Genomic DNA, 25,810 nt, shown 5'->3' with positions numbered 1-25,810 from the left:
GTCGGCGTCGTCGGTGGCTTGATGGATTCCGGGCTCGCCGCTATGCGGCGCCCCGGAATGACGAGTGGAAAGAGACGCGCCCCGGAACGACGAGACAGCGTCACGCCGCCGGCTGGACCGCCTTGTCGCCGGCCATCACATGGGTCAGCGCGCTCTTGATCGCGGCCTGGCGCGTCGGCGCGTTGATCTGCGCGCCCAGGAGGTCGGTGACGTAGAACACGTCGCGGGCGCGCTCGCCGAAGGTCGCGACGTGCGCCGAGGCGATGTTGAGGTTGAGCTTCGAGATCGCGGTGGTCAGCTCGTAGAGCAGGCCGGGCCGGTCGAGCCCGGAGACCTCGATCACGGTGTAGCGGTCGGACCATTGGTTGTTGATGGTGACTTCCGGCTCGATCACGAAGGGGCGCGCCTTGCTGCGCACGGTGCGCCGCGCCACCACTTCGGGCAGGCGCAGCTTGCCTTCCAGCACGTCCTCGATCATCTCGCCGATGCGGGTGGCGCGCCGTCCCTCGTCCTCGTCGCGGTCGTATTCCCTGGAGATCGAGATGGTGTCGAGCGCGCGGCCGTCGGTCGTGGTGTAGATCTGGGCGTCGACGATGTTGGCGCCGGCCGAGGCGCAGGCGCCCGCGATGATCGACAGCAGCCAGGGATGGTCGGCGGCGAAGATCGTCAGCTCGGTGACGCCGCGCACCTCGTCGAAGCCGACATTGATCGCGAGCTTGTGGCCGGCCTGCTCGCTGGAGCGGACGAAGCGGGCATGGCGGATCTTGCGCGGCAGCTCGACCTTGAGCCAATAGGCCGGATAGTGCCGGCCGATATAGGCGTCGAGCTCCTCCGCCGGCCATTCGGCGAAGGCGTTGCGGAATTCGGCATAGGCGGCGGTGAGGCGCTTGCCGCGATCGACTTCGGAGAAGCCGCCCGTGAGCACCGGCTCGGTCTCGTAGTAGAGCGAACGCAAAAGCTGCGCCTTCCAGCCGTTCCACACGCCGGGACCGACGCCGCGGATGTCGGCGGTGGTCAGGATCGTCAGCAGCTTCATCTGCTCGACCGACTGCACCACGGCGGCGAAATTCTCGATGGTCTTGCGGTCGGACAGGTCGCGCGACTGTGCGACCGTGGACATCGTCAGATGCTCCTCGATCAGCCAGGCGATGAGCTCGGTGTCGGCGGCGCTGAAGCCGAGCCGCGGGCAGAGTCGCCGCGCGACCTTGGCGCCGGCGATCGAATGATCCTCGGGCCGGCCCTTGGCGATGTCGTGCAGCAGCGTCGTGATGTAGATCACCGCCCGGTGTTCGGGGCGAATTTTGCGCATCAGGTCGCTCGCGAGCGCGAATTCATCGAGGCCGCCGCGCTCGATGTCCTGGAGGAAACCGACGCAGCGGATCAAGTGCTCGTCGACGGTGTAGTGATGATACATGTTGAACTGCATCATCGAGACGATCTTGCCGAAGGCGCGGATGAAATGGCCGAGCACGCCGGTCTCGTTCATCCGCCGCAGCACGATCTCGGCGTTGTCGGAGGTCAGGATCTCCATGAACAGCCGGTTGGCCTCGGGATTCTCGCGCATCTGCGCGTTGATGAGGCCGAGCGAGCGCGTCACGTCGCGCATCGCGTCCGGATGGAAGGCGAGGTTGTTCTTCTGCGCGAGGCGGAAGATCCGGATCAGATTGACCGGATCGTGCTTGAAGACGTCGGGCGCAGCGACGTTGATGCGGTTGTTGTCGACGATGAAGTCGTCGCTGTCGGGGACGCGCCGCTTCGCCGCGGTCGGGCGCAGCCGCGCCATCATCCGGCTCAGCACCGGCGCCGGCTTGGCCTGCTGGTCCTCGAGCTTGGCGCACAGGATGGCGGTGAGGTTGCCGACTTCCTTGGCGACCAGGAAATAGTGCTTCATGAAGCGCTCGACGTCCTGCATGCCGGGATGCGAGGTGTAGCCGAGCCGCACTGCGATCTCGCGCTGGAGGTCGAACGAAAGCCGCTCCTCGGCGCGGCCGGAGTAGAAATGCAGATTGCAGCGCACCGACCAGAGGAAGTCGGCGCAGCGGCGGAAGGTGCGATATTCCTGCGCGTCGAACACGCCGCGCTCCACCAGCTCGCTGGTGTCGCGCACGCGGTAGACGTATTTGGCGATCCAGAACAGCGTGTGCAGGTCGCGCAGCGCGCCCTTGCCGTCCTTGACGTTGGGCTCGACCAGGTAGCGCGACTGGCCGCCGCGGCGATGGCGCTCCTCGCGCTCGGCGAGCTTCGCGGTGACGAATTCCGATGCGGTGCCCTGCACCACCTCCTTGTCGAAGCGCGCGACCAGCTCCTCGTAGAGCGGCTTGTCGCCGGTGAGGAAGCGCGTCTCCAGGATCGCGGTGCGGATGGTCATGTCGCCGCGCGCCTGCCGGATCGACTCGTCCACCGAACGCGTGGCGTGGCCGACCTTCAGCCCCATGTCCCAGAGGCAATAGAGGATGGCTTCGGCCACCTGCTCGCCCCAGGCGGTCTGCTTGTAGGGCAGGATGAACAAGAGATCGATGTCGGATTCGGGGGCCATCAGGCCGCGGCCGTAGCCGCCGGTCGCCACCACCGCCATGCGCTCGGCGCCGCTCGGGATCGGCGAGCGGTAGAGATGACGGGTCGCCGCCGAATACAGGATGCGGATGATCTCGTCCTGGACGTAACACAGCCGCTCGGCGCAGCGACGGCCGTGGCGGTCCTTCAAGAGGATTTCCTGTGCCGCGGCGCGTGCCGCGATCAGCTCGGCCTTGAGCAATTGCGCCGTGGCCGTGCGGAACGCGTCTTCGCGTCCCTGGTGCTTTTCGGCAAGCGCATCGACCGCCGCGGTGATCCGCGCAGTGTCGAAACGATCGTCCCCCTCGGCCTTATGCTCAGTTGTGACGCTGTCCATGTCTCACCGGATATAAGAGGTGACAGGCGCTGTCACCCGCCATTCTCTGGCAATAGTCGTTCCATGCTGGAAAGCTGCGGCTTCGGGCAAATCTGTTCTCGGCCGGCGGGCTTTCTGGGGGCGGATTTTCTCGTTGACCTCTAGATATAACTCATTGAAAAACAATGAAGTTTTGGAGGGCTCTGGGCATGACCGAGATTTCACGACGCATTCTGTTGGCCGGAGCGGTCGCGCTCGTCATGGCGCCTGCAGCAAGGGCCGCGGATCCGCTCAAGGAAATCCGCATCGACTGGGCGACTTACAATCCGGTGTCGATGGTCCTGAAGCAGAAGGGCCTTCTGGAGAGGGAGTTCGCCAAGGACGGCATCACCGTCACCTGGGTGCAGTCGGCCGGCTCCAACAAGGCGCTCGAATTCCTCAATGCCGGCTCGATCGATTTCGGCTCGACCGCGGGCTCGGCGGCGCTGGTGGCGAAGATCAACGGCAATCCGATCAAGTCGATCTATGTCTATTCGCGTCCCGAATGGACCGCGCTGGTGACATCAAAGGATTCCAAGATCGCCGGCGTGGCCGACCTCAAGGGCAAGCGCGTCGCGGTGACGCGCGGCACCGATCCGCACATCTTCCTGGTGCGTGCGCTGTTGGGGGCGGGCCTCACCGAAAAGGACATCACGCCGGTGCTGCTGCAGCACGCCGACGGCAAGACTGCGCTGATCCGCGGCGACGTCGACGCCTGGGCCGGCCTTGATCCCATGATGGCGCAGGCCGAGGTCGAGGAGGGCGCAAAGCTGTTCTACCGCAAGGCCGACGCCAATACCTGGGGCATCCTCAATGTGCGCGAGCAGTTCTTGAAGGATTATCCGGACGCCGCCCGCCGCGTGCTCGCCGTGTATGAGGAGGCGCGCAAATATTCGCTGGCGAACTACGACGAGCTGAAGAAGACCTTCATCGCCGTGACCAAGCTTCCCGAGGCCGTCGTCGACAAACAGCTCAAGGAGCGCACCGAGCTCACCCATAGCCGCATCGGCGCGCCCCAGCGCGAGTCGATCCTCGCCGCCGGCCTTGCCCTGCAGCAGGCCGGCGTCGTCGATGCCAAGGTCGACGTGAAGGCCACGCTGGATGCCCTGATCGACGACCAGGTCCCGCTGCCGACGAATTGATCCTCTTACCCTCCCCTGGAGGGGGAGGGTCGATCGCGCGCAGCGCGAGCGGGGTGGGGTGATCTCTCCACTCGGGCACTGCTTCGTGGAGAGACTGTCACCCCACCCCGTCACGCAATCTCGCTTTGCTCGATCGCGTGCCGACCCTCCCCCTCCAGGGGAGGGTAAGAGGCGCCCTTGCATTCCCTGACCAGACGCGCTTGCTAATGACTATGGTCTCCGACGCGCCAGCCTTACAACAGACTTCGGAACCGGCCGACAACGCCGCCGCGCCGTCGCGCGCCGCGCGCTATGCGCGGCCGTTGCTTGGAATTCTGCTGCCGCTGACGCTCGCGCTCGGCTGGGAGCTCGTTGTCTGGCTCGGCTGGTCCAATGGCCGGCTGGTGCCGCCGCCCTCGCGCGTGTTCGCTACCATCGCCGAGCTTGCTCGCTCCGGCGAGCTGGTCCGCCACATCGCAGCGACGCTGTGGCGCGTCTCGCTCGGTTTTGCCTTCGGCGTGGTCGCGGGCACGTTGCTGGGCGCCATCTCCGGCTATTGGTCGCTGGCGCGGCGGCTGCTTGACCCGACCGTCCAAGCCTTGCGCGCGATCCCGTCGCTCGCCTGGGTGCCGCTGTTCATTCTCTGGCTCGGCATCTTCGAGACCTCGAAGGTCGCGCTGATCGCGGTCGGCGTGTTCTTCCCGGTCTATCTCGGTGTGATGGGCGCGATCCTCATCGTCGACCGCAAGATCGTCGAGGTCGGCCGCACCTTCCGCCTCTCGGGCTTCGCGATGATCCGCCGCATCCTGTTGCCCGCCGTGCTGCCGGCCTATGTCGTGTCCTTGCGCGTCGGGCTCGGCCTCGGCTGGATGTTCGTGGTGGCGGCGGAGCTGATCGGCGCTTCCGAAGGCCTCGGCTATCTCCTGCTCGACGGCCAGCAGCTCGGCAAGCCCGCGCAGATCCTGGCCGCCATCGTGATCTTCGCCATTCTCGGCAAGCTCACCGACTGGCTGATCGAGCTTGCCGCTGCGCCGTTCCTGCGCTGGCAGGACGCCTTCGGTCCGGCCAAGGGAGCGTAAGGCGATGCTGGCGCTCGACCGGGTCAGCAAGACCTATCCCAACGGCGTCGCGGCGCTGGCGCGCTTCTCCGCCGAGATCAGGCAGGGCGAGATCATCGCCATCATCGGCGGCTCCGGCTGCGGCAAGTCGACATTGCTGCGCGCCATCGCCGGGCTCGATCGCGCCAGCTCGGGCACGGTGACGCTCGACAATGAGGCGATCGCCTCGCCGCACGCCAAGATCGGCATCATCTTCCAGGAGCCGCGGCTGCTGCCCTGGCTCAGTGTCGCCGACAATATCGGCTTCGGCCTTACCGATCTGCCCGCGACCGAGCGGCGCGAGAAGGTGGTGCGTGCGCTCGAGCGCGTCGGGCTGGTAGACAAGGCGCAGGCCTGGCCGCGCGAACTCTCCGGCGGGCAGGCGCAGCGCGTCGCGATCGCCCGCGCGCTGGTGCCGCAGCCCGAGGTGCTCCTGCTCGACGAGCCGTTCTCCGCACTCGACGCCTTCACCCGCCGCGACCTGCAGGATCATCTGCTCGACCTCTGGGCCGACACCCGCCCGACCTTGATCCTCGTCACGCATGACGTGGATGAAGCCGTGGTGCTGGCCGATCGCGTGCTGGTGATGCGGCCGCGGCCGGGGCGGCTGTTCGACCAGATCGAGATCAATCTCGCCCGCCCGCGCGACCGCAATTCGCCGCTATTCGAGAACTTCAAGCGAAGTGTGCTGACGTCACTCGACCGTTCGCTCGATCGCAGCGTGCCCGACCGCGACGCAACCCAGGGTCCCGGTCAGGCCATGTGGTGGTGACAATGTCCCTCCGAGCCGGTACATCGAAGGGCAATTTTCCGGGAGAGAACAAGATGGACGCCGCCCAACTGCGCCAGATGCAGGCTCCGATCAAGGAGCGCTACAAGACCGATCCCAAGACCGCACTGATCACCCTGAAGGCCAAGGGCTCCACCGATAGCGAAGGTATCGCCTGCAAGGTCGAGACGGGCCGCGCCATCGCGCTTGCGGGCCTGCATCCGGCGACGGGCGGCTCCGGCCTCGAGCTCTGCTCGGGCGATATGCTTCTGGAAGCCTTGGTCGCCTGTGCCGGTGTCACGCTGAAATCGGTCGCCACCGCGATCGAGGTGCCGCTCAAGACCGGGAACGTCTATGCCGAGGGCGATCTCGATTTCCGCGGCACGCTCGGCATCGACAAGGAGACCCCGGTCGGCTTCGCCGAGATCCGTCTGCGCTTCGAGGTCGACACCGACGCGCCGCAGGACAAGCTCGATCTCCTGCTGAAGCTCACCGAGCGCTATTGCGTGGTCTACCAGACCATCAAGAACGGCCCGAAGGTCTCGGTGTCGATGCAGCGGATGTGACTCTGTGTACCCTCCCCTGGAGGGGGAGGGTCGATCGCGCGTAGCGCGAGCGGGGTGGGGTGATCTCTCCACTCGGGCACTGTATCCGTCGAGAGACCGTCACCCCACCCCGTCTCATATTCGCTGCGCTTCATATGAGCCGACCCTCCCCCTCCAGGGGAGGGTAAGAAGCCAAGATGTCCCTCGACCTTCACTTCCTCCTCATCCTCCTCCTGCGCATGGCGATCGCGGCGGCGTTCGTCGTGTCGGCGTCGATCATCACTGAACGCGCAGGTCCGGTGATCGGTGCGCTGATCGCGACACTGCCGGTGTCGGCGGGGCCCTCCTACGTCTTCCTCGCGCTTGACCACGACGCTGCCTTCATCGCGCAGGGGGCGCTGGCGAGCCTGCCGGTCAACGCGGCGACGATCTTCATGTGCCTCACTTACGTCGTGCTGGCGCAACGGCACAATCTTCTGTTGAGTTGCGGAAGCGCGGTCGCGGTCTGGATCGTGCTGGCTTCCATCATCCGCCAATTCGACTGGTCGCTCAGCGCTGGCCTCGCTGCGAACCTGATCGCTTTCGGCATCTGCATTCCGCTGCTGGCCGGCTATCGCGATGTAAAGATGCCGCTGGTGACACGCCGTTGGTACGACGTGCCGATGCGGGCTGCGCTGGTCGCGACCCTTGTTGCCATCGTGGTCTCGACCTCCGGCTGGGTCGGTCCCCGCATCAGCGGCATCATCGCGCTGTATCCCGTAGTGTTCTCCAGCATCATGGTGATTCTGCATCCGCGTATCGGCGGCCCGCCGACCGCCGCTGTGCTGGCCAACTCCGCCTGGGGTCTGCTCGGGTTCGGCATGGCAATCGCCGTTCTGCACGTTGCGGTGGTGGCATTCGGGTCGGCCGTCGGCCTGTGTCTCGCACTCGGAACCTGTATTGCTTGGAACCTGACGCTGTGGGGACTCGGCCGGCGTGCGATGCACAAGGCGCGGCAACAGCCGTGAGACTACGGATAGACCTGATGTCGCGTCGCGAAAAGCCCTGTGCAGGAATGTCGATTTCACGCTGATGGGCAGCGCGGCATCTCCGCAAGCCATTGAATGAGATGCGTCATTTCAAGTTGCGTCGACGCTCATGCCCGATCGCGATAGGGGCGAAGGTCGTTCCAGCTCCCGCCGATTTCCGACATTTCTATTAGAACTTTCTTCGCGCTTTTCGACTACGAGTGACTCAAGCGTACCCCGCTGTCGTCAGCGTGAACTCGTCCGAGCTGCATCCGAGTGCACGGACTCGCGGGAATTGTAGATTTGAATACGGCTGTGTTGTTGCCGCAACGGTCACTTCCCTACGGGCTGTCCACGCTATTTCGAGATGGAGATTGTTTGATGTTCGGTCGCAAGTCCCACAGTGATGCGCAAGCGCGGCTCGACGCCATTGGCCGTTCGCAGGCCATGATCGAATTCAATCTCGATGGCTCGATCATCACGGCTAACCAGAATTTTCTCGACGCCCTCGGCTATCGGCTCGACGAGATCCAGGGCAAGCATCACTCCATGTTCGTGCCGGCCGATCAGCGCGACACCGCCGAGTACAAGGCGTTCTGGGCTGCATTGAACCGCGGCGAGTATCAGGCGCGCGAGTTCAAGCGGATCGCGAAGGGCGGCCGCGAGGTCTGGATCGAAGCATCCTACAATCCGGTGCTCGACGGCAACGGCAAGACGGTGATGGTCGCCAAGATCGCAACCGAGATCACCGCGAAGAAGATCCGGAGCATGACGGATGCGTCGAAGATCGCGGCCATCAGCCGTGCCCAGGCCGTCATCGAGTTCAAGCTCGACGGCACCGTCGTCACCGCCAACGAGAATTTCTGCAAGACGCTCGGCTATTCGCTGGCCGAGATCGAGGGCAAGCATCACAGCCTGTTCGTGGCCGAGGCCGAGCGGAGCGGTGCCGCCTATCGTGATTTCTGGGCCGCGCTCAACCGCGGCGACTACCAGGCCGGCGAGTTCAAGCGCATCGGCAAGGGCGGCCGCGAGGTCTGGATTCTCGCCTCCTACAATCCGCTGCTCGACGAGAACGGCAAGCCGTACGGCGTCGTCAAGTTCGCGACCGACATCACCGCGGAGAAGCTGAAGAACGCCGACCTCGCCGGCCAGATCGCGGCGATCGACAAGGCCCAGGCGGTGATCGAGTTCAACATGGACGGCACGATCATCACCGCCAATGCCAACTTCCTCGGCGCGCTCGGCTACTCGCTGGCCGAGATCAAGGGCAAGCACCACAGCATGTTCGTCGAGCCCTCGGAACGCGACGGCGCAGCGTACCGCGAGTTCTGGGCGGCGCTCAACCGCGGCCAGTACCAGGCAGCCGAATACAAGCGCATCGGCAAGGGCGGCAAGGAGGTCTACATCCAGGCCTCCTACAATCCGATCCTCGACCTCAACGGCAGGCCGTTCAAGGTCGTGAAATATGCCACCGACACCACGCGCCAGGTGCTGGTCCGCATGGGCAACGAGCGCGTCCGCGGCATGATGGAATCGGTCGCGGCGGGCTCGGAGGAGCTGAACGCCTCGGTGCGGGAGATCTCCGAGGCGATGACGAAATCCCGCGAGACCGCGATGAGCGCGGTGGAGCAGGTCTCCTCGGCCGACGCGCAGGCACAGCGCCTCACCGAGGCGGCGCAGGCGATGAGCGGCATCGTCGAGCTCATCAACAACATCACCGGGCAGATCAACCTGCTCGCGCTGAACGCGACGATCGAATCCGCGCGCGCCGGCGAAGCCGGACGCGGCTTTGCGGTGGTCGCCTCCGAAGTGAAGAGCCTCGCCAACCAGGCCAAGCAGGCGACCGACAAGATCGGTCAGGAGATCGGCAGCCTCAACGGCATCTCCGGCGACGTGGTCAGCGCGCTGGGCTCGATCAAGCAGGCGATCAACAATGTCAGCGAATACGTGACGTCGACCGCCGCGGCCATCGAGGAGCAGAGCACGGTGACGAACGAGATGTCGACCAGCATGCAGCGCGCCGCCGCGGAAGCGGCCGCGATCGCGGCGCGGGCGTAGCCTAAGCACTCGGAAGCGTAGGGTGGGTTAGCGCAGCGTAACCCACCATTTCTCTTGGTTGCGCAGCGGTGAAATCGGTGGGTTACGCCTTCGGCTAACCCACCCTACGGCACCGTCACGCCTTCGGCAGCTTGGCCTTCAGCGCGTAGAGCGCATCGAGCGCCTGGCGCGGGGACATCTCGTCGGGGTGCAGCGCCCTCACGGCTTCCATCAGCAGTTCCGCTTCGCTCGGCGGCGCGGCTTCTGCGGCGGCGCGCGAGGGGACTGCGAATAGCGGCAGATCGTCCACCAGGGCGCGCGCGGTCTGGCCGCGGTCCTGCGCCTCCAGCTTGGAGAGCACGGATTTCGCGCGCGTGATCACGGCCGGCGGCAGGCCGGCGAGCTTGGCCACCTGGATGCCGTAGGAGCGGTCGGCCGAGCCCGGCAGAACCTCGTGCAGGAACACGACATTGCCCTGCCACTCCTTCACCCGCACCGTCGCGTTGAACATGCGCGGCAGCTTGGCCGAGAGCGCCGTCAGCTCGTGATAATGCGTCGCGAACAGCGTGCGGCAGCGGTTGCTCTCGTGCAGATGCTCGATCGCGGCCCAGGCGATCGAGAGACCGTCGAAGGTCGCGGTGCCGCGGCCGATCTCGTCGAGGATCACCAGCGCACGCTCGCCGGCCTGGTTGAGGATCGCCGCGGTCTCGACCATCTCCACCATGAAGGTGGAGCGGCCGCGGGCGAGATCGTCGGCGGCGCCGACGCGCGAGAACAGGCGGTCGACGATGCCGATGCGCGCGCGTGTCGCCGGCACGAAACTGCCAATCTGGGCAAGAAGAGCAATCAGCGCGTTCTGGCGCAGGAAGGTCGATTTACCGGCCATGTTCGGACCGGTGAGCAGCCAGAGCTGGCCGGACTTTTGCGCAGGGTTTGGTGACAGGTCGCAGGCATTGGCGATGAACGGCTCGCCGTTGCGCTTCAGGGCCTGCTCGACCACGGGATGGCGGCCGGCTTCGATCGCGAAGGCGAGCGAGGAATCCACCTCGGGCCGGACGTAGTTCTCGTCGATCGCCAGCTTGGCCAGCGATGTCGCGACGTCGAGCAGCGCGAAACCTTGCGCGGCCGCGCGCAGATCGTCGCTGATCTCGAGCGCCTTGGCGCAGAGCCGCTCGAAAATCTCGAGCTCGAGCCCGAGCGCGCGGTCGCCGGCATTGGCGATCTTGGCCTCGATCTCCCCTAGCTCGGAGGTGGTGAAGCGCACCTGGCCGGCCAGCGTCTGGCGATGGATGAAGGTCGCGTTCAGCGGCGCCGACATCAGCTTGTCGCCGTGCTGTGCGGTGACCTCGACGAAATAGCCGAGCACGTTGTTGTGCCGGATCTTGAGGCCTTTCACGCCCGTGTGGTCGGCATAGCGCGCCTGCATCGAGGCGACCACCAGGCGCGAGGCGTCGCGCAGGTTGCGCGCTTCGTCGAGGGCAGGTTCGTAACCCTGGCGAACGAAGCCGCCGTCGCGCTTGATCAGCGGCAGCTGATCGTCGAGCGCCGTCGCAAGCTCGGCAGCAAGCTCGCGCGATGGTCGCTTCAAGGCCGCCATCACCACCGCGATCTCCTGCGGCGGATGGTCCAGTTCGCCCAGCCGCGCCAGCACCTGGTCGGCGGCGATGATGCCGTCGCGAAGTCCGGCAAGGTCGCGCGGGCCGCCGCGCCCGACCGAGAGGCGGGCCAGCGCCCGCGACATGTCGGGCGCGCCGCGCAATATGCTGCGGATGTCCTCGCGCGCGGCGGAATCGGCAACGAAGGTGCTGACCGCGTCTAACCGCCGCGCGATTGCGGGCGCGTCCGTCAGCGGTGCCGCCAGGCGCTGGGCCAGCAGGCGCGAACCGGCCGAGGTCACGGTGCAATCGATCGCGTCGAGCAGCGAGCCGCGGCGTTCGCCCGCGAGCGTCCGCGTCAACTCGAGATTGGCGCGCGTGGCCGGATCGATCGCCATGGTCGCGCCCGAGGCCTCGCGTGCGGGCGGCGACAGCGGCGGATGCTTGCCGACCTGGGTGCGGTCGACATAGGTGACGGCAGCAGCCGCAGCCGTGGCTTCCAGACGGGTGAGCTGCGCGAGGCCGTCCATGGTCGCGACCGCAAAATAGTCGCAGAGTCGCTTCTCGGCGGTGGCGCCGTCGAAGACGTCGCGGGTCAGCGGCGTCACCGCCGGCAGCTCGCGCAAGGTCTGGCTCAGCTCGTTGTCGCTGTAGAGCGCATCGGTGACGATCGCCTCGTTCGGATTGATCCGCGCCAGCGTTGCCGCGAGCTCGCCGCCCGAACACTCCAGCACCGTGAATTCGGCGGTCGAGATGTCGATCCAGGCGAGGCCGAAGCGGTCGCCGCCTGCCGATGAGCGTGCCCGCGCGATCGCCAGCAGATAGTTGTTGGCGCGCGCATCGAGCAACGTGTCCTCGGTCAGCGTGCCCGGCGTGACCAGCCGCACCACGCCGCGGCGCACCACGCTCTTGTTGCCGCGCGCCTTGGCTGCGGCGGGATCCTCGGTCTGCTCGCAGACCGCGACCCGGTGGCCGGCCGAGATCAGGCGATGCAGATAATCCTCGGAACGTTCGACCGGCACGCCGCACATCGGGATGTCGGCGCCCTGGTGCTTGCCGCGCTTGGTCAGCACGATGCCGAGTGTTCTGGAGGCGATCTCGGCGTCCTCGAAGAACAATTCGTAGAAATCGCCCATCCGGTAGAACAGCAGCAGGCCCTGATGCGCCGCCTTGATCTCCAGGTACTGTTCCATCATCGGCGTGACGCGCGCGGCGGCTTCCGCCTGGGGCGCGGGCGCTTCGTCGGGGGGCGGTGCTTGTATCGGCTGTTGCATCGTCATGGGCGGCGCAACCTACAAAATTTCGCTTCCTGCTCCTATCGGTTTGGCTTGATAGGGGAGGTTTTCCACGTTGTCCGTGTGGGGGGCGCGAGGTGCTGCCACATTCTCGCTCGTCATTCCGGGATGCGCCGGCAGGCGCAGACCCGGAATCTATCGGGCCGCACGTCACGCGGACAAATGGATTCCGGGCTCGCGCCAAATGGCGCGCCCCGGAATGACGTCTGCCCCGCGAAACCGTCAATTGACCTGCTGCGGGCACCCTCCTAAAACTCCGCCGTCATTGAAGAATTCTGGCCGAACCGCGGCATTCAGGGAGAACAACGATGCGTGACGTCTTTATCTGCGATGCCGTGCGGACCCCGATCGGCCGTTTCGGCGGCTCGCTCGCCAAGGTGCGCGCCGACGATCTCGCCGCCGCCCCGATCAAGGCGCTGATGGCCAAGCACCCCAATCTCGACTGGGCGCAAGTGGACGAGGTCTTCTTCGGCTGTGCCAACCAGGCCGGCGAGGACAACCGCAACGTCGCGCGCATGGCGCTGCTGCTCGCAGGCCTCCCGGATTCGGTTCCCGGCCAGACCCTGAACCGCCTCTGTGCCTCCGGCCTCGATGCGGTCGGCGCCGCGGGCCGCGCCATCCGCTCCGGCGAGATCGAGCTCGCCATTGCCGGCGGCGTCGAGTCCATGACCCGCGCGCCCTTCGTGATGGGCAAGGCGCAGGAGGCCTTCTCGCGCTCGGCCGAGATCTTCGACACCACGATCGGTTGGCGCTTCATCAATCCGCTGCTCAAGGCGCAGTACGGCGTCGATGCGATGCCGGAGACCGGCGAGAACGTCGCCGAGGAATTCCAGGTCTCGCGCGCCGACCAGGACGCCTTCGCCATCCGCTCGCAGCAGCGGGCAGGCGCCGCGATTGCGGCGGGCTATTTCGCGGAGGAAATCACGCCGATCACCATTCCCGGCGGCAAGGCAGGTCCGATCACGATCGACAAGGACGAGCACCCCCGTCCCGAGACCACGCTGGAAGGCTTGGCCAAACTGAAGCCGATCGTGCGCAATCCAGGCACGGTGACCGCCGGCAACGCCTCCGGTGTCAATGACGGCGCTGCTGCCATGATCCTGGCATCCGAGGCCGCGGTGAAGAAGCACGGCCTGACGCCCCGCGCCCGCATCCTCGGCCTTGCCTCGGCCGGCGTGCCGCCGCGCATCATGGGCATCGGCCCCGTGCCCGCGACCCGCAAGCTGATGGAGCGCCTCGGCAAGAAGATCGGCGATTTCGACCTGATCGAGCTCAACGAAGCCTTCGCCTCGCAGGGCATCGCCTGCATGCGTCAGCTGGGCGTTGCCGACGATGCCGATTTCGTCAATCCGCATGGCGGCGCCATCGCGCTCGGCCACCCCCTCGGCATGAGCGGCGCGCGCCTCGTGCTCACCGCCGTCCACGGCATGGAGAAGCGTGGCGGCAAGCTCGCGCTCGCCACCATGTGCGTCGGCGTCGGACAGGGCGTTGCCGTGGCGATCGAGAAGCTGAATTGACGAGACGCACAGCGTCTCGTCATCCCGGGGCAGCCCGTCAGGGCTGAACCCGGGATCTCGAGATTCCGGGTTCAGCCCTATCGGGCTGCCCCGGAATGACAGGGAAGGACCGCCCCATGATCATCGAGCGTGAGCAGGACGTCACGGCCGCGGCGCTGGCGGTGATGGAGCGGACGTCCGATCCGCGGCTGCGCCAGATCATGGTGTCCCTGGTCAAGCATCTGCACGACTTCGTCCGCGATGTCCGCCTGACGGAGAAGGAGTTTCGCGATGCCACCGCGGTCATCGCCGAGCTCGGCAAGCTGACCACCGATACGCACAACGAAGTCGTGCTGATGGCGGGCTCGCTCGGCGTCTCGCCGCTGGTGTGCCTGCTGAACAATGGCGATCAGGGCAATACCGAAACCGATCAGTCGCTGCTCGGGCCGTTCTGGCGGCTGAACTCGCCGCGGGTCGAGAATGGCGGATCGATCGTGCGCTCGGAGACGCCGGGGGCGCCGCTGTTCGTCAACGGCCGCGTCGTCGACAGGGACGGCCGTCCGGTTGCCGGTGCGGAGGTCGATGTCTGGCACGCTTCGCCGGTCGGCCTTTATGAGAACCAGGACCCCGATCAGGCCGACATGAACCTGCGCGGCAAGTTCACGACCGACCAGGATGGGCGCTTCGCCTTCCGCTCGGTGATGATGGTCGGCTATCCCATTCCGACCAATGGCGTGGTCGGCCGCCTGCTCGCGGCGCAGGGCCGCCACCCCTATCGACCGGCCCATCTTCATGCCCTGATCTTCAAGCCGGGATTCAAGGTCCTGATCTCGCAGGTCTACGATCCCAACGATCCCCATATCGACAGCGACGTGCAGTTCGGGGTGACGCAGGCGCTGATCGGCAAGTTCCAGCGCCACGATGCGCCGCATCCGACCATGCGCGACGTCGCGACGCCATGGTACTCGCTCGACCACACCTACCGGCTCGAGGCCGGTGAGGCCGTGCTGCCGCGCCCGCCGATCAAATAGCGCTGCTGACGGGCGCAGGGCGCCCGCCAAACCCGCTTCCCCAAATTAGTTATATCCTATAATGATTGGCGGAAGCGTTGACCGGCCGGATCAAAAATGGCCGGGGAGGAGTTCGCCTATGACATTCATCTACCCCACGGACAGCAACAAGGCGCATCCGCTGCCGCTGTCGCCCGACTACAAGAGCTCGATCAAGCGTGCGCCGAACAAGCCCTTGATCCCGATGCGCCACACGCTGTCGGAGCTGACCGGCCCGGTCTACGGCCATGAGACCGTGCGCGAAGGCGACAACGATCTCACCACCCAGCACACCGGCGAGCCGATCGGCGAACGCATCATCGTTCACGGCCATGTGCGCGATGAGGACGGTCGCGGCGTGCCGAACTCGCTGGTCGAGATCTGGCAGGCCAATTCCTGCGGCCGCTACGTCCATGTCCGCGACCAGCACCCGGCGCCGCTCGATCCGAACTTCACGGGCGCCGGCCGCACCGTGAGCGATGCGAGCGGCTACTATCGCTTCGTCACCATCAAGCCGGGTGCCTATCCCTGGGGCAATCACCACAATGCCTGGCGTCCCGCGCATATCCATCTCTCGGTGTTCGGCCATTCCTTCGTCACGCGCCTCGTGACGCAGATGTACTTCCCGGCCGACCCGCTATTCCCGTTCGATCCGATCTTCAATTCGGTGCCGGACGAGAAGGCGCGGGCGCGGATGGTCTCGTCGTTCGACCTCGAGAATACCCAGCCCGAATGGGCGCTGTGCTACCGCTTTGACGTCGTGCTGCGCGGCAAGAACGCCACGCCCATGGAGAACCACTAAAGTGCAAGAGTCCGTGAAGCCCGACGGTATCACCCCGTCGCAGACCGTCGGTCCGTTCTTCAAATACGGTCTGACGCCGACCGGCGAGTACGCCTGGAACGACGCGTTCACCAATTCGACGCTGACCCCCGACGTCACGGGCGAGCGCGTCCGTATCGAAGGCCGCGTGTTCGACGGTGACGGCGTTGCCGTGCCGGATTGCATGCTGGAGATCTGGCAGGCGGACGCGCAGGGCCGCTTTGCCGACCCGCAGGACAAGCGCGCGCTGCCGAATGCGAGCTTCCGCGGCTTTGCCCGCTGCGGCACCGACAAGGACGGCAATTATTCCTTCGAGACCATCAAGCCGGGCGCGGTGCCGGATCCCGACGGTAAGCCGCAGGCGCCGCACATCCTCCTTGCGGTGTTCGGCCGCGGCATGCTGCGGCATCTCTACACCCGCATCTATTTCAGCGATGAGGCCGGCAACGCCGCCGATCCCGTGCTGGCGCTGGTGCCGGCGGATCGCCGCGCCACGCTGACCGCCGTGCGGGATGCCGGCAAGCCGGTCTACCGGCTCGACCTGCGGCTTCAGGGCGACAACGAAACGGTGTTCTTCGACGTGTAAGGCCATGCGTGCCGGGGAGGGCTCATCCCCGGCACGCATATCTCATCCGGCGCATCGACGCCGAGGCTGCGTTGTTGCAGCCGAAACGTTTCTCCCGTGCGTGTGTCAGCTTCGCTGACTCAAATACCGATAGCGCGACGTCCAAATCCCGTAATTATGCGGAGCTCGCGCGATGCAATTCCTCCGCGAAGCAATCCCGCATTTACCGTATTTGTCTAAGGTGGCCGCAGTTCAATGCCGCTGCTCCGGATTGTTTCATGAAATTTCGGCTGTCCTTGTCCTCTGCGATCGTCGCGTTCGGCATCGTTCTCGCCATTGGCTTTGCCGCCGTGGTTTCGACCAGCCTGTACGCCTTGAAAGAGCTCAAGGTCGGCGGTCCGCTCTACTCCGACATCAAGCTGGGCAACGACCTCATCGCGGACATCCTGCCGCCGCCGGAATATGTCATCGAGGCCTATCTCGAGGCGACCCTGGCGATGCGCGAGCCGGATCAGCTGGCGGCCCACGGCGAGCGGCTGGTTCAGCTCCGCAAGGACTACGACGAGCGCAAGGCGTTCTGGGTCACCTCGAGCCTGTCGGCCGACCTGAAGACGGCGCTGGTGTCGAAGTCCGACGCCGAGGTGCAGAAATTCTGGAAGGCGTCCGACCAGCTCCTGCCGGCCCTCGAGGCCAAGGACGCCGCCGCTTCCGAGCGTGCCTACGCGCAGCTCAGGGACGCCTACACCGCACATCGCGCCGTGATCGACAGCATCGTCGAGAGCGCCAACAAGCAGAATGCCGCCATGGAGAAGCTGGCCGCGGACCGCGACAGCTCGATGCTCTATATCCTCCTCGGCGTCTCCGCCGCCGTCCTCGCCTTCGTTGCCGCGGGCCTGCTCGGCGTCGCCCTCGGCGTGGTGCGCCCGATCGTCCGCATGACGGGCACGATGCAGAGACTCGCGACCGGCGATCTCGCCGCGGACATTCCATTCGCTGAGCGCCAGGACGAGGTCGGCTCGATGGCGGGGGCGCTTGTGGTGTTCAAGCAGGCGGCGGTCGAGAATGCCCGTCTGCGCGAGGAGCAGTTGCGGCAGGAGCAGGAGGCGGCGCTGGCCAAGCGCTCCGCCCTGCACCAGATGGCCGAGACTGTCGAACGGGAGACCGGTCGTTCGGTCGACACAGCCGGTGCGGCGACGCAAGGCGTCGAGCGGGCGGCGTCCAGCCTGTCCGAGATCGCAAGGTCGCTCTCCGCGCAGTCGCAGGCGGTGGCGGCAGCCTCCACCCAGGCCCTCGGCAGCTCGCAGACCGTCTCGGCCGCGGCCGAACAGCTGAGCGCCTCGATCCGCGAGATCGCAAGCCAGGTCCTGCGGACCAGCACTGTCACGAAGTCGGCGGTCGCCGGCCGCGAGCAGGCGCGCTCGACCATCCAGTCGCTGGCCGGATCGGTGAAGAAGATCGCCGAGGTCTCCGACCTCATCGGCGGCATCGCCGGCCAGACCAACCTTTTGGCGCTCAACGCCACGATCGAGGCGGCGCGCGCCGGCGAGGCCGGCCGCGGCTTCGCCGTGGTCGCCGCCGAGGTGAAATCGCTGTCGGACCAGACCGCCAAATCCACCGAGGAAATCACGCGGCTGATCGCCGAGATCCAGACCTCGACGCAGGCTGCGGTCGACGCCGTCGAGACGATGGGGGGGCACATCGCCGAGATCGACGGCGTGGCGACCTCGGTCGCCACCGCGATGGAACAGCAGGACGCTGCGACCCGCGAGATCTCGCGGTCGATTTCCGAATCGGCGTCCGCGGCGAAGGAGGTCTCGGCCAAGATCGGCAATGTCAGCCGCGACGCCGCCTCCGTCAACGAGCGCGCCGCGGAGGTCAGGCAGGCGATCGCCGGCATGGCGGCCAATCTCGAACAGCTGCGGTCGGTCGTGGTGCGGACCGTGCGCGACTCCACCGCGGCGGCTTGAACCGGGCGCCAGGCCTGCCGCTGGTGCCCCGGGTTGTGATCGTGCAGTATGGCGCGGGACAGGGGCATCGTGGTCATGACACCTCCACAACTGCCGGCGGTCGTTGAGCCCGCCCAACTGACAGCAGCGCTGCGCAGGGGCGGCGTGCTGGACGCCGGCGCGGTCCGCGAGGTGAAGGTGCTGCATCAGCGCGACACCGTCGTGTCGCACATCATCCGGCTCGGCCTGCGCTATGTCGGCGAATCCGCCGGCGCCCCGCAATCGCTGATCCTGAAGACCGCGAATTCCGAATTCGCGGCGAAGCTTGCCAATGGCGGCCGGCACGAGGTGGAATACTACACGCAAGTGACGCCAAGCATGCCGCCCGGACTGGTGCCCCGCTGCTTCGACGGACATTTCGACGAGGGCAGCCTCACCTGGCATCTTCTGCTCGAGGACCTCACGGACAGCCACGACATCGCGGCGGCCTGGCCGCTGCCGCCGTCGCGCCAGCAGACGATCGCCATCGTCACCACGCTGGCACGCTGGCATGCGGCCTGGTGGGACCACCCGAGGCTTGGCGACACCGTCGGCACATTCGCGAGCCCCGAGGACAGTGCGGCGCGGATGGAAACTTTCGCGGGCCATTACGACCGCTTTGCCGATTCTCTCGGTGACCGTCTCAGCGAGGAGCGGCGCATCCTCTATCGCCGCCTGATCGATCAATCGGACCGGCTGTCCCAGCGTTACCATTCACGCCGTCATCTCAGCATCACCCATGGCGATGCCCATGTCTGGAATTTCCTGCTGCCGCGCGCCGGCGTTGCCGATACCACCCGCATCTTCGATTTCGACCAGTGGAGCATCAACGTTCCAACCCACGACCTCGCCTATATGATGGCGATGCACTGGTATCCGGAGCGCCGGCAGGCGCTGGAACGCGCGCTGCTCAACCTCTATCACGACGCGCTGATCGAGAGCGGCATCACCGGCTACACGCGCGGCGCGCTCGATCGCGATTACCGCTGGGCCGTGCTCTGGCAGATCACGCGGCCGGTCTGGCAGCGGAGCATCAACATCCCGCCGGTGATCTGGTGGAATAATCTGGAGCGGATTTTTGCGGCCGTGGACGATCTGGGCTGCGAGGAATTGCTGGGGTAGGGCCGCGCCGTTCGCTCGGTGCGGTGTGAGGCGCGGTGACGGCTCAACCTTCTCGGTGTCGTCGCTGCGAACGCAGGGACCCATAACCACAGGGAGAGGTTCGGCGCGAGACTGGTAACTCCGAGCCTTCGCCAAAACGTCTCCCTGTGGTTATGGATCCCGGCTCTGCGCGCGCTGAACGGCGCGCTTGTCCGGGACGACAGCGCAGAGTGCTGATCGAGCGGGCTACTCCATCACCGCGTGTTCCGGCCCGGCTGCCTGCTTGCGCAGCGTGGCCTTGGTCGAGCCGATCAGCAGAGCGAGCGGGATGGTGCAGAGGATGAAGAGCATTACCAGCTGGTAGTCCTGCGAAAACGCGATGATCTGTGCCTGCACGCTGACCATCCTGTCGGCCATGGCGCGGCCGGCGTCGGTGGACAGGTTGATCAGGCCCCGGACGTCGGGCATCTGCAGCGCATGATTGAACGGGTTGATGTGCTCGGACAGGATCGCGTAGGTCCGCCGCGTCCCCTGCGTCAACTGCGCGATGACGACGGAGATGCCGACCGAGCTCGCGACGTTGCGCATCAGGGTCAGCATCGCGGTGCCGTCGGTACGCAAATCGTTCGACAGCGTCAGGAACGCCACGGTCGAGAGCGGCACGAAGACGAGGCCGAAGCCAAACCCCTGGATGACGCTGACGGTGACGATCTCCGGCACCTGGGTCAGGTCGGTCCAGCCGGTCATCTGGAACAGCGAGCCCGCGGTCAGCGTCAGGCCGGAGATGATCAGCGTGCGCGCCTCGAAATATCGCATCATGCGGCCGACCAGCATCATCGCGAAGAAGGTGCCGAAGCCGCGGCTCGCCAGCAAGAGGCCGGCGGTGATGATGGGATAGCCGATCACGTTCTGCATGTAGGGTGAGGCCAGCGCCATGGTCGAGAACAGCACGAGCCCCATCACGATCATGAACATGCAGCCGGTGACGAAGTTGCGGTCCCGGAACAGCGCGAAGCGGATGAACGGTGTCGAGGTCGTGAAGGAGTGCGCGAGGAAGAAGTAGAAGGCGACGGCCGAGATGATGAACTCCGCGAGGATCTCATTGGATTCCAGCCAGCCCAATTGCTCGCCACGGTCGAGCGCGAGCTGCAGGGCGCCGATCGCAACCGCGAGCGCCGCGAAACCGAAAAAATCGAACTTGAGGCTGAGGTCCTTCCTGGTCTCGTCCATGAACACGATCAGCCCGAGCACGGTGATGGCGCCGAACGGCAGGTTGACGAAGAACACCCAGTGCCAGGAATAGGTCTCGGTCAGCCACGCGCCCAACGACGGCCCCATGATCGGGCCCATCATCACGCCCATGCCCCAGATCGACATCGCCTTGGCGCGTTCCTGCAGCGTGTAATAGTCGAGCATCACCGATTGCGACAGCGGCACCAGCGCGGCGCCGAACACGCCTTGCAGCAGGCGGAACAGCACCATCTGGTTGATGTCCTGCGCGAGGCCGCACAGCACCGAGGCCATGGTGAAGCCGGCCGAGCAGATGATGAAGATGCGCTTGCGGCCGAAGCGGTTGGCGATCCAGCCCACCGGCGCCGTCATGATCGCGGCAGCGACGATATAGGATGTCAGCACCCAGTTGATCTGGTCCTGCGAGGCCGACAGCGTGCCTTGCATGTAGGGCAGGGCGACGTTGGCGATGGTGGTGTCGAGCGCCTGCATGATGGTCGCCGTCATGGCGCAGATCGTCACCATGTTCCGGCGCAGGCCGGGGACCATCAAATTGGCGTTGGGACCGGACATCCGATCAGTCCTCGTCTCGTCAGTCTTTGTCTTGCTGGTCTTTGTCCTGGCTCGCCGTCGCCGACAAGCCGAACAGGCCCGCGAGCGATCGCTTGTGGCCGGTGTCGATGGTGGCATAGACGCTCATGCCGGCCTTCAGCTTCCGCACGTATTTGTCGGTCTCGTCGAAATAGATGCGGATCGGCACGCGCTGCACCACCTTGACGAAATTGCCGGTGGCGTTCTGAGGCGGCAGGATGGCGAATTGCGCGCCGGTGCCGGGCGAGAGCGAGCCGATCTTGCCCTTGAAGACGTGGTTCGGGAACGCGTCGACCTCGAGCGTGACCGGCTGCCCCTCGGTGACGTGGGTGAGGTCGCTCTCCTTCGGATTGGCGTCGACCCAGGGATGGGCGACGTCGATGATGGAGAACACCGGCGTGCCGGCGGCGACGAAGCGGCCGAGCTGGATCTGCTCGACCTGCGTCGCGACGCCGTCCATCGGCGCGCGCAGCACGGTGTGGTCGAGATTGCGCTGGGCATCATCCAGCTTGGCTTTCGCCTGTGCGTAGGGCGGGAATTGCTCCAGCGGCAGATCGGGATTGCCCAGCAGCTGCGTCCTGGCGTTGGAGAGCTGCTGCTTGATGTATTGCGCCTGCGCACCGGCGGTGACCAGCGCATTCGAGGCGTTGTCGAGATCGAGTTGCGAGCCGAAATTATTCTTCACCAGCGCCTGCTTGCGCTCGACGTCGCGCTGCTTCAGATCGATGCCCTGCTGGGCGAGGCCCAGCATGTCGCCATAGATCTTGATGTTGGCGACGAGGTTGTCATAGGTCGTGCGCGCCTGCGCGAGCTGCGCCTTGGTCTCCTCCACCGCGAGGCGGAACGGAACGGGATCGATCTCGAACAGCTCGTCGCCCCGTTTGACCGACTGGCCTTCCTTCACGACCACCTTCAGGATCTTGCCGGAGATGTCGGGCGTCACCAGCACCTTCTGCGCGCCGACATAGGCGTCGTCGGTGCCGACATAGCGCCCGCCATGGAGGTAGAAGGTCAGGCCGCCGATGGCGGCGATCACAGGCAGCACGACGAGGAGCAGGAAGCGGCGGTAACGCCGGAGGCCCGCGACCAGGCGGCGGCGCGGATCGGTGCCGGCTTTCTTTGTGGGCTTGCCCCCGTCGGTCTTCTGCTCCGGCTGGAACTTGAGGACTTGGTCAGCCATAGCGCTGCTCCTTGCGTGCTTGCTCCGCGCCGGATGTCTGGATCGCGGTCCGCACGTTTTCCTTGATGGTTTCGAGCTGGGTCAGGAGGCGATGGGCGTCCGCCGGCGTGATGCCGTCCAGCGCGTTGGCCGTAAGCTCGGACTTCAGCCCGCTCATCCGCCCCAGCAATTGTCGCCCGGCCTTCCTCAGGTACAGCCGCTTGACGCGGCGGTCTGAAGGATCGTTGCGGCGCTCGATCCAGTCGCTGTCGCAGAGCTTGTCGATCAGGCGCGTCAGCGTGATCGGCTGCATCTCGAGGAGCTCGGCGAGTTCCGACTGCTTCATGCCCTCGCTGCGCTCGACCTTGGCCAGCACCGCCCATTGGGCGCGGGTGATGCCGAACCGCGACGCCTCCTTGTCGGCATAGACGCGCAAGAGGCGGTAGAGCTCGCCCAGCGTGAACAGGAAATTCTGGTCGACGGACCCGCGGGTCATAAGCTTGGTCTCCAATAAGCTTGGAATATAATAAGCAAGCTTATGATTATTCCATGGCCGATTAGCAGGATGCTGTCCCGCAGCGCGAGCATGGCTGGCAGCCGCTTGCAGGGTCGTGCTTTGGGTTCCCGGGCCCAAATGCTAGAATATTTTTATATGACCCTCGCAAAGCCGGCATTTCCGACGCCCGACCACGATCACGGCCGCTGCACAGCGGATGCGCTGGCGCATGCCGAGGAGGTCTGCGAGCAGCGCGCGCAGAAATTCACGCCGATTCGCCGCCAGGTGCTGGGGGCGCTGCTCTCCAGCCACCGCCCGCTCGGCGCCTACGAGGTGATCGACGAACTTGCCAAGTCCATGCCGCGGCCGGCGCCGATCACGGTCTATCGCGCGCTCGATTTCCTGATGGCCAACGGCCTTGTGCACCGCATCGAAAGCCGCAACGCCTACCTCGCCTGTGCCGCCCATGATCACGATGCGACCTCGGCGGTGGCGTTCCTGATCTGCGAGCGCTGCGGCCTGGTCGGCGAGATCCCCTCGGCGTCATTCGCCAAGGACCTCAACGCCGCGGCGCGCAGCTCAGGCTTCGCGCCCAAGCTGTCCGTGGTGGAGATCACGGGCGTCTGCACTCACTGTCAGAAAGCTGCATAAAGCAACAACGGCGCAAAGCCGGTTTTTCGGGAAGACATGCCCTCACCACAAGCCAACCCATCTGCCGCGCGCCCCCTCAGTGCCGGCGCCATCGCCCTGATGCTCATGCTGTGCCTGACCTGGGGGTTCAACCAGATCGCGGTGAAGCTGGTGCTGCCGGATATCCCGCCGATGCTCCAGGCCACGATCCGCTCGGCGGGCGCGCTGCCGGTGCTGTTCATCATCGGCACGCTTCGCGGCGTCAAATTCTTCGAGAATGACGGCACCTGGAAGCCGGGCCTCGTTGCCGGGCTGATGTTCGGGATCGAATTCGTGCTGATCTTCCAGGGGCTGCGCCTCACCTCGGCCTCGCGTGCGGTGGTGTTCCTCTACACCGCGCCGTTCTTCGTCGCGCTCGGCTCCTATCAGGTGCTGGGCGAGCGGCTCGGCGCCTCGCAATGGCTCGGCCTCGCCATCAGCTTTGCCGGCGTTGCGCTTGCGATCGGCGTGCCGCAGCCCAATGTCGATTCGCATGTGCTGCTCGGCGATCTCATGATCGTCGGTGGTGCCGCGCTGTGGGCGGCGACCACGCTGGTTGCCAAGGGCACGCGGTTGCGGTTCGCCGCGCCGGAGAAGGCACTGGGCTATCAGGTCGCGACCTCGATCCCGATCCTGGGGCTGGCGGCCTGGCTGTTCGGCGAGAGCATCACGCACATGCCGGCGCCGCTGTCGCTCGGCCTGATGGCGTTCCAGGCGATCTGGGTGGTTGGAACCACGTTCACGCTTTGGTTCGCACTGGTGAAGGTCTATTCGGCCAGCAAATTGTCGGCTTTTACCTTCATCACCCCTTTGTTTGGCGTGGTGGGTAGCTATTTCATCATGCACGACACCCTAAGCCTGGCATTCGGGGCGGCTGCCCTCCTTGTAATTGCTGGGCTTTTTCTGGTTAACCGTCCCAGCCAAGTGGCTGCGGCGCCGCGTGATGCATTGCTGAACGTCACCAAAACCTGATATTTGGACCCCATGAACAAGCCCGAAACATCAATCGATTCCGACATCGCGGGGCCCGCGCCGCGCCATCATACCACCCAGGTCAAGGTCGGCGACGTCGCCGTCGGCGGCGGTGCGCCGATCGTCGTGCAGTCGATGACCAACACCGACACCGCCGACATCGACGGTACCATCGCCCAGGTCGCAGCACTCGCGCGCGCCGGCTCCGAAATGGTCCGCATCACCGTGGACCGCGAGGAAGCCGCAGCGGCCGTGCCGCACATTCGCGACGGCCTCGCCAAGCGCGGTATCACGACGCCGCTGATCGGCGACTTCCACTATATCGGCCACAAGCTGCTCGCGGCCTATCCGGCCTGCGCCGAGGCGCTCGCCAAGTACCGCATCAACCCGGGCAATGTCGGCTTCAAGGACAAGCGCGACACCCAGTTCGCCGACATCATCGAGATCGCGAACAAGAACAACAAGCCTGTCCGCATCGGCGCCAATTGGGGTTCGCTCGATCAGGAGCTCCTGACCAAGCTGATGGACGAGAACGCCGCGTCCGCCAATCCGCGCGACGTGCGCGCGGTGACGCGCGAGGCCATGGTGCAGTCCGCTCTGCTGTCGGCCGCGCGCGCCGAAGAGCTCGGCATGCCCAAGAACCGCATCATCCTCTCCGCGAAGGTCTCGGCGGTGCAGGATCTCATCGCGGTCTATCAGGATCTCGCCAGCCGTTCCGACTACGCCATCCATCTCGGCCTCACCGAAGCCGGCATGGGCTCGAAGGGCATCGTGGCGTCATCGGCCGCACTCGGCATCCTCTTGCAGCAGGGCATCGGCGACACCATCCGCATCTCGCTGACGCCGGAGCCCGGCGGCGACCGCACTCGTGAAGTGCAGGTCGGCCAGGAGCTGCTGCAGACCATGGGCTTCCGCACCTTCGTGCCGCTGGTCGCGGCATGCCCCGGCTGCGGCCGCACCACCTCGACCACGTTCCAGGAGCTGGCCCGCTCGATCCAGGATTTCATCCGCGACGAGATGCCGACCTGGAAGACCAAATACCCTGGCGTCGAGGAGCTCAACGTCGCGGTGATGGGCTGCATCGTCAACGGCCCCGGCGAATCCAAGCACGCCAATATCGGCATCTCGCTTCCGGGCACCGGCGAAGCGCCGGCCGCGCCCGTGTTCGTCGACGGCAAGAAGTTCCGCACGCTGCGCGGCCCGACCATCTCCGCCGACTTCAAGGCGCTGGTGATCGACTACATCGAGCAGCGTTACGGCCAGGGCGCCAAGGTGCCGGTATCAGCGGCGGAGTGATTTCACT

The 25,810-nt window shown here is 65.7% G+C and carries 20 protein-coding genes; 15 read left to right on the top strand and 5 right to left on the bottom strand.

Annotated features, from left to right (window positions below; all coding sequences use genetic code 11):
* Positions 1-100: 100 nt before the first annotated feature.
* Positions 101-2,890 carry a [protein-PII] uridylyltransferase gene (locus TSA1_RS11920; protein ID WP_100176532.1) on the bottom strand — a complete coding sequence of 930 codons (2,790 nt, stop codon included), beginning with the start codon at positions 2,888-2,890 and terminating at the stop codon, positions 101-103.
* Between the two features lie 188 nt (positions 2,891-3,078).
* Between TSA1_RS11920 and TSA1_RS11915 the strand changes: the two genes are divergently transcribed.
* The 6 genes from TSA1_RS11915 to TSA1_RS11890 all read left to right on the top strand — a co-directional run bounded on the left by TSA1_RS11915 (position 3,079) and on the right by TSA1_RS11890 (position 9,505).
* Positions 3,079-4,050, top strand: coding sequence for an aliphatic sulfonate ABC transporter substrate-binding protein (locus tag TSA1_RS11915; protein WP_174718863.1), 972 nt, complete (start codon positions 3,079-3,081; stop codon positions 4,048-4,050).
* Positions 4,051-4,262: 212 nt separating this feature from the next.
* Positions 4,263-5,108, top strand: coding sequence for an ABC transporter permease (locus TSA1_RS11910; protein ID WP_100176530.1), 846 nt, complete (start codon positions 4,263-4,265; stop codon positions 5,106-5,108).
* 4 nt (positions 5,109-5,112) lie between these two features.
* Positions 5,113-5,898, top strand: a complete 786-nt coding sequence (locus TSA1_RS11905) for an ABC transporter ATP-binding protein (protein ID WP_100176529.1) — start codon at positions 5,113-5,115, stop codon at positions 5,896-5,898.
* A gap of 53 nt (positions 5,899-5,951) precedes the next feature.
* Positions 5,952-6,461, top strand: coding sequence for an OsmC family protein (locus tag TSA1_RS11900; RefSeq protein ID WP_100176528.1), 510 nt, complete (start codon positions 5,952-5,954; stop codon positions 6,459-6,461).
* A gap of 176 nt (positions 6,462-6,637) precedes the next feature.
* Positions 6,638-7,447, top strand: coding sequence for a hypothetical protein (locus tag TSA1_RS11895; RefSeq protein ID WP_100176527.1), 810 nt, complete (start codon positions 6,638-6,640; stop codon positions 7,445-7,447).
* Between the two features lie 381 nt (positions 7,448-7,828).
* On the top strand, positions 7,829-9,505 hold the full coding sequence (locus TSA1_RS11890; protein WP_100176526.1) for a methyl-accepting chemotaxis protein: 1,677 nt from the start codon (positions 7,829-7,831) through the stop codon (positions 9,503-9,505).
* Positions 9,506-9,620: 115 nt separating this feature from the next.
* Here the strand turns inward: TSA1_RS11890 and mutS are convergent, their stop codons facing one another.
* Positions 9,621-12,359: a DNA mismatch repair protein MutS gene (gene mutS, locus TSA1_RS11885; RefSeq protein WP_100176525.1), complete on the bottom strand. Its 2,739-nt coding sequence runs from the start codon at positions 12,357-12,359 to the stop codon at positions 9,621-9,623.
* Positions 12,360-12,682: 323 nt separating this feature from the next.
* Between mutS and pcaF the strand changes: the two genes are divergently transcribed.
* From pcaF to TSA1_RS11855, 6 genes are all read left to right on the top strand, one after another.
* Positions 12,683-13,891 (top strand): 3-oxoadipyl-CoA thiolase, encoded by a 1,209-nt coding sequence (pcaF, locus tag TSA1_RS11880; protein WP_100176524.1) that lies wholly within the window; start codon positions 12,683-12,685, stop codon positions 13,889-13,891.
* Positions 13,892-14,007: 116 nt separating this feature from the next.
* Positions 14,008-14,901 (top strand): dioxygenase family protein, encoded by an 894-nt coding sequence (locus TSA1_RS11875; protein ID WP_100176523.1) that lies wholly within the window; start codon positions 14,008-14,010, stop codon positions 14,899-14,901.
* 118 nt (positions 14,902-15,019) lie between these two features.
* Positions 15,020-15,721, top strand: a complete 702-nt coding sequence (gene pcaH / locus TSA1_RS11870; protein WP_100176522.1) for a protocatechuate 3,4-dioxygenase subunit beta — start codon at positions 15,020-15,022, stop codon at positions 15,719-15,721.
* Position 15,722: 1 nt separating this feature from the next.
* Positions 15,723-16,325, top strand: coding sequence for a protocatechuate 3,4-dioxygenase subunit alpha (pcaG, locus tag TSA1_RS11865; protein ID WP_100176521.1), 603 nt, complete (start codon positions 15,723-15,725; stop codon positions 16,323-16,325).
* Positions 16,326-16,582: 257 nt separating this feature from the next.
* Positions 16,583-18,271 (top strand): methyl-accepting chemotaxis protein, encoded by a 1,689-nt coding sequence (locus tag TSA1_RS11860; protein ID WP_100176520.1) that lies wholly within the window; start codon positions 16,583-16,585, stop codon positions 18,269-18,271.
* Positions 18,272-18,319: 48 nt separating this feature from the next.
* On the top strand, positions 18,320-19,411 hold the full coding sequence (locus TSA1_RS11855) for a phosphotransferase (RefSeq protein WP_100176519.1): 1,092 nt from the start codon (positions 18,320-18,322) through the stop codon (positions 19,409-19,411).
* A gap of 225 nt (positions 19,412-19,636) precedes the next feature.
* On the opposite strand, the gene TSA1_RS11850 is transcribed toward TSA1_RS11855, so the two are convergent.
* Genes TSA1_RS11850 through TSA1_RS11840 form a run of 3 tightly spaced genes read right to left on the bottom strand, consistent with a single transcriptional unit; the run spans position 19,637 to position 22,866 of the window.
* Complete coding sequence (locus TSA1_RS11850; protein ID WP_100176518.1) at positions 19,637-21,193, bottom strand: MDR family MFS transporter; 1,557 nt, start codon at positions 21,191-21,193, stop codon at positions 19,637-19,639.
* A 19-nt stretch (positions 21,194-21,212) separates the two neighbouring features.
* Positions 21,213-22,391: an HlyD family secretion protein gene (locus TSA1_RS11845; protein WP_100176517.1), complete on the bottom strand. Its 1,179-nt coding sequence runs from the start codon at positions 22,389-22,391 to the stop codon at positions 21,213-21,215.
* Positions 22,384-22,866 carry a MarR family winged helix-turn-helix transcriptional regulator gene (locus tag TSA1_RS11840; protein WP_100176516.1) on the bottom strand — a complete coding sequence of 161 codons (483 nt, stop codon included), beginning with the start codon at positions 22,864-22,866 and terminating at the stop codon, positions 22,384-22,386. Before TSA1_RS11840 ends, TSA1_RS11845 begins: the two co-directional genes overlap by 8 nt.
* Positions 22,867-23,022: 156 nt before the next feature.
* On the opposite strand from TSA1_RS11840, the gene TSA1_RS11835 reads away from it, so the two are divergent.
* Genes TSA1_RS11835 through ispG form a run of 3 tightly spaced genes read left to right on the top strand, consistent with a single transcriptional unit; the run spans position 23,023 to position 25,803 of the window.
* Positions 23,023-23,517, top strand: a complete 495-nt coding sequence (locus TSA1_RS11835) for a Fur family transcriptional regulator (RefSeq protein WP_100176515.1) — start codon at positions 23,023-23,025, stop codon at positions 23,515-23,517.
* A 36-nt stretch (positions 23,518-23,553) separates the two neighbouring features.
* Positions 23,554-24,507 carry a DMT family transporter gene (locus tag TSA1_RS11830; protein ID WP_100176514.1) on the top strand — a complete coding sequence of 318 codons (954 nt, stop codon included), beginning with the start codon at positions 23,554-23,556 and terminating at the stop codon, positions 24,505-24,507.
* A gap of 12 nt (positions 24,508-24,519) precedes the next feature.
* Positions 24,520-25,803, top strand: a complete 1,284-nt coding sequence (ispG, locus tag TSA1_RS11825) for a flavodoxin-dependent (E)-4-hydroxy-3-methylbut-2-enyl-diphosphate synthase (RefSeq protein ID WP_100176513.1) — start codon at positions 24,520-24,522, stop codon at positions 25,801-25,803.
* Positions 25,804-25,810 lie beyond the last annotated feature (7 nt).

It is taken from the genome of Bradyrhizobium nitroreducens (genome assembly GCF_002776695.1).
GTDB classification, from domain to species: Bacteria; Pseudomonadota; Alphaproteobacteria; order Rhizobiales; family Xanthobacteraceae; genus Bradyrhizobium; species Bradyrhizobium nitroreducens.
Note: the sequence above shows the minus strand (reverse complement) of the source record. Positions and strands in the feature narration are given on the sequence as shown.